The organism is Methyloceanibacter sp., assembly GCF_049590335.1.
Lineage (GTDB): Bacteria > Pseudomonadota > Alphaproteobacteria > Rhizobiales > Methyloligellaceae > Methyloceanibacter.
In genome coordinates, this window is record NZ_JBAWCQ010000018.1 from 1 (window position 1) to 8,816 (window position 8,816).

Consider the following 8,816-nt stretch of genomic DNA (forward strand, 5'->3'; position numbering starts at 1 on the left):
AGCGGATCGCTTGATAAGCCCGGCTGCGTGCCGGTGTCCGTTCACTTTAAGCAGCACATAAACCTCCCAAACCGAGTCCGGTTATAAGCATTCAGACTTCGGTTGCGCGCAGCCCCCCATTGGGCTCTCGTCACCCCTGCGACGTTCTCCGATTCTGGTTGAGGGCACCGCGCGCGAGCGCCATAGGTTATATGGCGCCTCAACAATTGGACCGACATCCGAACCAAAGACTAGTTGGTCCTACAAGAATACCAAGGCCTATTTAACTTGGCAGACAAAGGCATTCAAGCGGGTTGCAAGATTACGTTTCGGCAAGGGTGCTGCAGGGCTCCATTCTTGCAACAAGACTGCCAAATGCTTGCAACAAGACTGCCAAATGTTCCGTTTTGAGGTTCCACAATAGGAACTCTCTCCGGGGTAGATTGGCCCATCAATCAGTGTTAATTTTTCGTTAATCAAAAAAGCAATTTTGACGACTTAGATTTGCCTGTGGGGGGCGTTAGCAATGGGAACGAAGGTGTGCGGGGGTGCACTTGCACTCGGAATCTGTGCTTTGCTGTCATTTGGGGCATCCGCGCAAACCACCGAAAACGAGGCGATTATAGAGGAAGCCGCGCCGTCTGCGACGGAGCAGCCTGACGCAACAGACACGCCTCAGGTTGAAGGCGATGTTCCCGCGATCGAGATCATTCAGCCTCAGGAAGAACCTCAGCAGCCGCCAGAACCCGTTCAGGCCGAGGCGGAACCGGAGCCGGAACCTCGCCCCGTATCGACCCCGCAGCCGGTGGAATACGTTCCGCCGCCGGTCGAATATGTGCCGCCGCCAGAAGCGCCGGTCGCGGATACGGGGATTGAGCCCATTGAGCCGGAAGACTTCGTTCCCACGCTGATTACGCAGCAGCTGCTTGAGTTCTTTGGGCCTCCCGGCGGGGAGGCGAGCTTCGAGCGCTCGATTGACGCTGCGCAATCACCGATTAATCCCAACAATGGCATCGCGCCCGGCAACCTGCAGAATTTTTCGGAAGCCGGCGCCCGGGTGACACGGCAGCAGATCAACGAACAGGATCCGCTCTCGACGAATGACATTCTGCAGCGCGTACCGGGCCTAACCATCGTTAATGACGACGGCCTTGGCAATCAGGGCGGCATGGGCATTCGCGGCTCGAATCCGCGGCGTTCGCGTAAAATCCTTGTTATGGAAGATGGTCAGTCCATCAACATGAGCCTCTATATAGATCCTTCGGTGCACTACGTGCCTCCACCAGATCGTATTGAGGGCGTTGAAGTGATTAAGGGCTCGATCATTTACGCGCCGAACAACAACTTCGGTGCAATCAACTTCCGTAACCTGCAGCCCTTCGGGCCAGATGAGTTCGTTATGTCGGGTCAAGGCGGTGGCGTCGCGGTTGATGGGGCCGGCGACGACGGTGGGGCGGCCAAATGGCATGTGCATCTCCGCAAGACCTTTGAGAACTGGGGTAGCGTGGTGTCCTACACGGGTGCGGACGTGCAGGGCGCGTGGGATACGGAGCGCCTGCGTTACAACGACTTTTATGGAGCTCTCGGCTGGAAGAATACCAACGCCGACTTTGTCTTCTCTGGGGCCTATATGCGCCAGCGCGACAACTACGACGAAGCCAATCTAGAGTTCGAAGAGGAAGAAGAGGGCGAAGAAGAGGGGGATCTCGAAGAAGATGAGGAGCTCGAGGAAGAAGAGGAAACCGAGTTCCGATCCGGCACGGTTGAGCAAGCCTTCTTCAAGGAGATCAAGCACTGCAAAACATGCTTTAATCCTGGTTCGCGCTTCAGCACCTACAATGCCGACCCATTTCGCCTTCAGGGCACACTGAATTATTACTTCGACGACGAGACGAGCTCGAATACACGTGTTTATTACTACCACCATCGTCGCGACCGGTATCAAAACTTCGAAGGCGCCGATCCCTCGCAGGCAGAGGGGAATTTCAGCCCGTTTTTACTCGGCGACGAAGTGATTATCCCCGAGGGCGTTATGCTCGGCCGCTTAAGGACCTATCAGCATGTCGGTGGCGAGCAGCGTTTCGAGCTGGCCAATCGCGAATTGCTTGCGGGGCTGAACCAAGACTTTCAGCTTGGCGCTCGGTTTGAGCACCATACCTTTGCCAACCGTAACTTCTTCGGTAGGCAGGGAGAAATTCTGACGGATGGCGACGAGAAGGGTCTCACGGTCTTCGACAGCGAGCACGAAGCTGACGCAGTCTCGGCCTACGCCCAGACTGTTATCCACGCGACGCCTGCCATTGATATTGTTCCGGGCATTCGTTTCGAGCACATATCTTCGAAAGTACGCCAGCTTTCCTCGAGTGAGGAGGAGGGCGAGGGCGAAACCGAACTCGAGGAGTGCGAGATCGACGGCGAGGACTTCTTCAACGAGGGGGAATGCGTTGTCTTTGCGATCAACCCTAATGATCAGAACTTCAGCTATGATAAGACGTACTGGTTGCCGGGGATCTCGTTCTCGTGGGGCCTAGCTGGGCGACAGGTCGCCCCGGTGAATGGTTCTGCTGGTGAAGTTCGGACCGTTTATCACACGACGATGTATGGCGGTTATAACCGCGGCGTGACCATCCCCGTGCAGCGCGAGGGACCGTTCCCGCCGAAAGACGAGCTTGGCGACAACTTCCAGCTTGGGGTGCGGTCGACCGGCATTAAGGGTATGACGTTTGACGTGGCCGGCTTCTTCAAGTCCATCGAGAACTACCAAATCCGTAGTTCCTCCACGACGACTTCTGGCCTCAATGTCTACACCAACATCGACCAGGTCGAGATCAGTGGCGTGGAAATGTACGGCCGCCTCGACTCTCGGCCCTTCACGGGATGGAACCTTAATCCGTTCCTCGAAGGAACCTTCACCTATTCGAATGGTGAGGTTACCGAGGGCATCCTCCCGGACGGTACCAGCGTCGTAGGTAACCGTATTCCTTTCGCGCCGCGCGAGGTCGCTTATTTGACCACGGGCATTGAGAGCACGGCCGGGTGGAACGCCAGCGTTAGCTTCGTCTACCGGGGTGAGTTCTTCACCGATGAAGAGAACACGCCTTTCGCGCAAGATCCGAGCGGCGAGGACGGCTTGGTACCGAGCGTTTGGCTCCTCAATGCGCGGGCCAACTACACCATACCGACGGACGTGTTCGGCAGCGAAATGACGATCTTCGTCTCAGGCGAGAACCTCACCGACAAGCTCTACATCACCGACCGCGAGGACGGCATTAAGCCTGGCCTTGGGCGTTCGGTTATGGCTGGCGCTCGGGTCAAATGGTAGCCGCAAACCTCCTGTGGCGGCGGTGAGCTCTGACCCGAGCCGTCGCGGAAGCGTGGCTGAAAGCCAACAGGCGACCATGATGCCGCCGATGTCTGATCATCGGCGGCGGTCGTATGCCACGCCAAATTTGCGCCATTCGTAACGTTTGGGGAATCAACGCAAGACGTGCCAAAGTCGCTTGCATCGCCGAGAGACGTTTCTACGTTTCGTTGGCCGGCTAGTCACGCTTCAACAGAATGACTGCTGCAACCGACATGGCTCAAGCTAATAAGATCCGATGTCTCTTCATTGCGTTCTGCGCGGCAGTGGCGATGCACCTGCCAGGTGATGCGACCGCTGCAACGGCAGCAGCCAAGCGGCCTACGAGCATCCACGCTACGCCCAATTCGAAAGCGAAGGTGCTAGGCCTTATCGGCATCGCGCAGGTCGTCGATGCTAAAGCGTGTAAGAAGGGCTGGTGCCGCGTCGGGGCCGGCTATGTGAAGACCAGCCACCTTCGTTTCTTCCACGAACGCAAAGGCCTTAAAGACGCTGACAATTACAACGCCCCGTTGCCCCCGCCAAACTATGGCTATACACCAGGTTTTTGGGGCTATGGGGGCCGACGGTACTATGATCGTTTCGGCAACTATACAAAGTACGGTGTTCCCGGTTATCGCGGCCCCATCGATCGAACGGAAGGAACGGTCGAGACACGCCGCCTCCGTCCTGGTCGCCGTTAGGTCCTATGTTCTTTGCCCGGCGGCGCCGTTGGCATCTTTGCGGTACGGAGCTTCGCGTGCAGGGGCGCTCACTGTTTCGGCAGTCCTTCGCGCGTCCGAGTGCGCTATTGCCAAGTCTCCCCTGATGTTTTACCCCATGAGAATAACGCGGACTGTAAAGGGTTCGACATAGGAAGCGCCAAAGTGGGCCTGAACATGCGACAAGCGTCGCAAACAACTTCAAGCTTAGCTGGAAAGGTTGACTTCAATGAAGAAGCTTTTGATCGCTGCTGCCGCGCTCGCTTTTGCGGCAACGCCGGCCTTCGCTGATGACGATCCGTCTGAGGCAGAGGCGGCGAAAATCAAGGAAGTGCTCACAGCGTGGGGCTGCGAAGGTGGTAGCTTCGAGAAAGAGACCGAGGGCTCTGGTATTTTTGAGGCCGAGGACGTGAAGTGCAAGGACGGTCAGTACGACTTCCGCTTGGGCAAGGACTTCAAAGTCATTGTGATTACTGGTGACTAACGCGGCTGCAATGCTCAAGCAGACGGGCGTTAAGGCCTGAATGAGGGGCGTTACAGAGCGAGCAACAAGAAGGCACGGCCCTAGGGGTCGTGCCTTTCTCTTTGATTGAAAACGAGACGTGATCCTACTTTACGTTTCGTCGACATCCCGTCGCTTGGCCCAGATTCGCCTTGACGTGAACCATTCAAACACGCCAAGAAACCGCTGTCATGTTGATCAAAGTTATCGGTGCTGGTGCGGGCGGCGGCCTGCCGCAATGGAATTGTAACGGTCGGAATTCGGCCGCGGCGAGGTCGGGCATCCCGACCGTCAAGCCGCGGACGCAAGCCTCTGTCGCGGTCAGCGCAGACGGCAAGCAGTGGGTCCTCTTAAATGCCGCGCCAGACCTGCGCCAGCAGATCAATGAGACGCCAGAACTTCAACCGGATCCAGACGGACCACCGCGCAATAGCCCGATCAAGGCCGTGGTGCTGACGAACGGCGACGTGGATGCGGTCGCGGGCCTCCTCTGCCTTCGCGAAAGCCAGCCACTGACGGTCTACGGCAGCGCCCGCGTGCTCGACGTGCTAGCAGCCAACAGCATTTTCGACGTGCTGAATCCGGACCTCGTCGCGCGGAAGACCATGACGTTGGGAATGCCTTTCGCTGTTGAAGGGCCGGACGGGCCTGTGGGGCTCTCGGTGGAGGGCTTTGACGTGCCGGGCAAGATCCCGCTCTACCTCGAGGATGAGGAAAAAGGGACGGGCGGCAGTTTCGGCACCCAGGTTGGCGATACGATTGGTCTTAAGGTGACTGAGGACGCGACCGGCAAGTCGTTCTTCTTTATTCCTGGCTGCTCAGGGCTCGATGATGTCTTGCGGACTAGGCTCCAGGGTGCGGAGCTCTTGTTCTTTGACGGCACTCTTTACGAGAACAACGAAATGATCGACCAGGGGCTCATGCAGAAGACTGGCGATCGTATTGGGCACATGAATATGTCCGGCCCGAATGGAACTTTGGCCCTCATGGAGCCGCTCGGCATTGGGCGGAAGATCTTTATCCACGTGAATAATTCCAATCCCGTTCTGCGAGACGACTCACCCGAGCGCGCCGCCGTGGAAGCGGTGGGCTGGACCGTCTCCTATGACGGCATGGAAGTCACGATTTAAGACAGCCTTTCATGAGTCACGCCCTTAGGCGGCTGCGTCCAGCTTGCTCTTTTGGGCCGGAATGCTCTGTCTTCGAGCCCTTACCGCTGAGTCAGCCTAGATCCCAAAGCGAACGCCTTAGGCATGGACGCAAGCAGCCGCGTTTACGGCCGCGGCGGGCGTTTGCCCACGGGGCACCCGATACACAACAAGCCTATCAGCACCTTGGCACGCCAAGCGTTACATTATAGCATATCACAAAATATGTTATAAAATAACACTTGGGGGTAGCAGTGGTTTACGGGCGTAGCAGGCGCACTGGTGTTCTGTGCGCGATCTTCTCATTGTTGGTTGCTGGTTGGGATGGGGCTGACGCTCAAGAGGCCTTGAATGCTCCAGAAAACGACTTAGTTGCGCAGGTCGGCCAGGGTATCGATGAAGTCTATGAGCTTCCGCCGGTCGAGGTGACCGTGGACAGCCCCGTCCAGAAGCCGTCAGGCGCGAGGGTGTCGACCGGAGCATCGCCCAGGCCAAGCGCCGCGCCGGCCCGCACAAGCCGCGCTCCGACATCGACGCCAACAACAAGAAGCGCAGATGCGTCGTCGCGCCCAGCGCCGGCCTCTGCCGCCGCCGTCAAACAGACTCCGGAACGTGTGCTTGACCTCGATACACCAGCTGGCTTCGCCATCGTGACTGGAGATAGTTTCGTGCCCGTCACTATAGCGACGGAACGCGAGATTCTCGCCAATCCCGGCGCGACGATTACCGACAGCATTCAAAACAAGCCGGGGATCACCGGCTCCACATTCGCGCCTGGTGCCAACCGGCCGATTATTCGCGGCCTGGACAGCTACAGGATACGCATCCAGGAGAACGGCATTGGGGCGCACGACGTCTCGGCGATTTCAGAAGACCACGCGATCCCGATCGACCCGTCCGACGCTGATCGTATTGAGGTTGTTCGCGGGCCATCGACTTTGCGTTACGGATCACAGGCGATCGGCGGCGTGGTATCCATCGATAACCAGCGCATTCCAACCTTTATGCCTGAGCGTGGTTTCCGCGGCATGGTGAAGGGCGGCGGCAACACGGTAGACACGGGCGGTGATGGCGCCTTTAGCGCTACGGGCGGTACTAATGGATTTGTCCTGCACGCCGATGGCTTTATTCGCGATTACAACGATTATGATACCCCGCTCGGTTCACAACTGAACACCTTCGTGAACAGCCGCGGCGGTTCTGCCGGTGCGTCCCACATCTCGAAGAACGGCTTCATCGGCGTGTCTGTCTCACGGTTCGAGAGTCTCTATGGTATCCCGGGTGAAGAAGCTGAAGAAGGCAGGCTGCCGCGTATTGACCTCGAGCAAGACAAAATACTGGCACGGGGAGAGTGGCGCCCCGACTTGTCCGGCATCGAAGCGGTTCGGTTCTGGTTCGGCGCTTCCGACTATGCGCACAACGAGCTCGCCCGACACGGCGAGGAAGGGCATGGAGAGGAAGAGCACAACGAGGAAGAACACGAAGACGAACACGAAGATGAGGCCGCCGGCTTCTCTGTTGGTCAGACCTTCACCAACAGGCAGCAGGAAGCGCGGTTAGAGGTCCAGCACCGTCCCGTCGGGACACAGTTTGGGCCCTTGAGTGGCGCAGTCGGTGTCCAATGGGATCACGCGGACACAAAGGGAATCAGCTTTGAAGGCGACTCGCTTCTAGAGCCCTATGACGCTGAGAGCATTGCAGGCTTCTGGTTCGAGGAACTTGAAGCCAGTGCGCTGCTCCGACTTCAGGTCGCGTTACGGGTCGAGGGAGCATCGGTCGACGGCACCGGCTTTTCCAACATCGATGATCCGGAAGCACCTGTCGTCTTTAGGGGCCAACGAGATTTCGTGCCTGTCAGTGGCGGCCTCGGTGCGCTCTATGATCTCGGCAACGACAAGGTGCTTCGGCTGAATGGCCAAGCTGTCGAGCGCGCGCCGGCTGGCGCGGAGCTTTTTTCCAAGGGTCTACACGAAGCGACCGGAACGTTCGAGATTGGCAATCCCTTCCTCAACGAAGAGAAGGCGCAAACGCTGGAAATCGGTGTGAAGCGTCCAGTTGGGAAGCTCCGCTACGATGCCTCGGGCTACTACACGAACTACGACGGTTTCATTTTTCGGGAACTCACGGGGCTCGTCTGCGGCGTTACGCTGGACTCGTGCGCGGCCGAGCTGGACGAGGAAGAGACTTTCGACCAGGTTCTCTTTCAACAGCGGAATGCGACATTCTACGGAGCTGAGATACTTGGCGAATACGATGTCGGGCAGGTGTGGCGCGGTCTATGGGGTATTGATGGTCAATATGATTTCGTCCGCGCTGAATTTGATAACGGCGAGAACGTGCCACGCATACCGCCGCATCGCCTTGGCGGTGGCGTCTATTACCGGGACGGTACGTGGTACGGGCGCGTTGGCGTGCTGCATGCCTTCGATCAGGACTTGGTCGCGCCGAACGAGTTGATAACACCGGGCTACACGCTCCTTAACGCGGAGCTAAGCTATGCTATGAAGACGCAAGGTCCGGCAGGGCTGAGCCCAAGGTTCAACATCGGTGTGAGAGGCGAGAACTTGCTGGACGACGAGGTCTTGAACTCGGCCTCGTTCAAGCGACGGGAGGGCGTGCTGCTACCTGGCGCCAATGTCCGCTTCTTTGGAAGCGCCACCTTCTAGGGATTTGCCCCCAAGCAGGTGTGTTTGCCGGAGGACGCTTTCAAATCTGGCGTCCTCCGTAAACAGATGAGGCTGTCAGCGTTCTATCTGGAGCGCTGTGGCGCGGCCATCAATCGCGGTGTAATCCGCGATTGGCCGCTAATCTTCTTTTTGTTTGTTCATAATGTTGAAGTCCTTGTCGAGATATATGTCGTACTGAACGCGGTCGCAAATGGCATCATCGGCCTCGTAACCGCCTTTTTCTGCCTCGATTTCACTGTCGGCGACCGTGCATCCGATCGCTTTGAGCGCATTTTGCACCCCCTCTATTTCGCGCTCGGTCAGCGCTCTGTCGTCTGCCTGGGCGACCGTGGCCATAGCGGCTAGGGCAAGCGTCCAGATAAAAACTCGCATTATGATTCTCCGTTCTTCGCTAGATCGTTCATCAATCACCCCCGCTGAGGATGAGTATTTATACCC

At 57.7% G+C, this 8,816-nt stretch carries 7 protein-coding genes; 5 read left to right on the forward strand and 2 right to left on the reverse strand.

Annotation, left to right across the window (positions count from 1 at the left end; translation table 11 throughout):
- Window positions 1-814: 814 nt before the first annotated feature.
- From WBQ77_RS01465 to pqqB, 4 genes are all read left to right on the forward strand, one after another.
- The gene (locus WBQ77_RS01465) at window positions 815-3,301 is read left to right on the forward strand and encodes a TonB-dependent receptor family protein (RefSeq protein ID WP_424058595.1); all 2,487 of its coding nucleotides are present in this window, start codon (window positions 815-817) and stop codon (window positions 3,299-3,301) included.
- 254 nt (window positions 3,302-3,555) lie between these two features.
- Window positions 3,556-4,023, forward strand: coding sequence for a hypothetical protein (locus WBQ77_RS01470; RefSeq protein ID WP_424045205.1), 468 nt, complete (start codon window positions 3,556-3,558; stop codon window positions 4,021-4,023).
- A gap of 247 nt (window positions 4,024-4,270) precedes the next feature.
- The gene (locus tag WBQ77_RS01475) at window positions 4,271-4,525 is read left to right on the forward strand and encodes a hypothetical protein (protein WP_424045203.1); all 255 of its coding nucleotides are present in this window, start codon (window positions 4,271-4,273) and stop codon (window positions 4,523-4,525) included.
- A gap of 209 nt (window positions 4,526-4,734) precedes the next feature.
- Window positions 4,735-5,673 carry a pyrroloquinoline quinone biosynthesis protein PqqB gene (gene pqqB / locus WBQ77_RS01480; RefSeq protein ID WP_424045201.1) on the forward strand — a complete coding sequence of 313 codons (939 nt, stop codon included), beginning with the start codon at window positions 4,735-4,737 and terminating at the stop codon, window positions 5,671-5,673.
- A gap of 421 nt (window positions 5,674-6,094) precedes the next feature.
- On the opposite strand, the gene WBQ77_RS01485 is transcribed toward pqqB, so the two are convergent.
- Window positions 6,095-6,289 (reverse strand): hypothetical protein, encoded by a 195-nt coding sequence (locus WBQ77_RS01485; protein WP_424045199.1) that lies wholly within the window; start codon window positions 6,287-6,289, stop codon window positions 6,095-6,097.
- A gap of 70 nt (window positions 6,290-6,359) precedes the next feature.
- Between WBQ77_RS01485 and WBQ77_RS01490 the strand changes: the two genes are divergently transcribed.
- Complete coding sequence (locus WBQ77_RS01490; protein WP_424058597.1) at window positions 6,360-8,357, forward strand: TonB-dependent receptor; 1,998 nt, start codon at window positions 6,360-6,362, stop codon at window positions 8,355-8,357.
- A 138-nt stretch (window positions 8,358-8,495) separates the two neighbouring features.
- Here WBQ77_RS01490 and WBQ77_RS01495 read toward each other — a convergent pair.
- A partial coding sequence (locus WBQ77_RS01495; RefSeq protein WP_424058599.1) for a hypothetical protein occupies window positions 8,496-8,816 on the reverse strand: 321 nt, incomplete at its 5' end.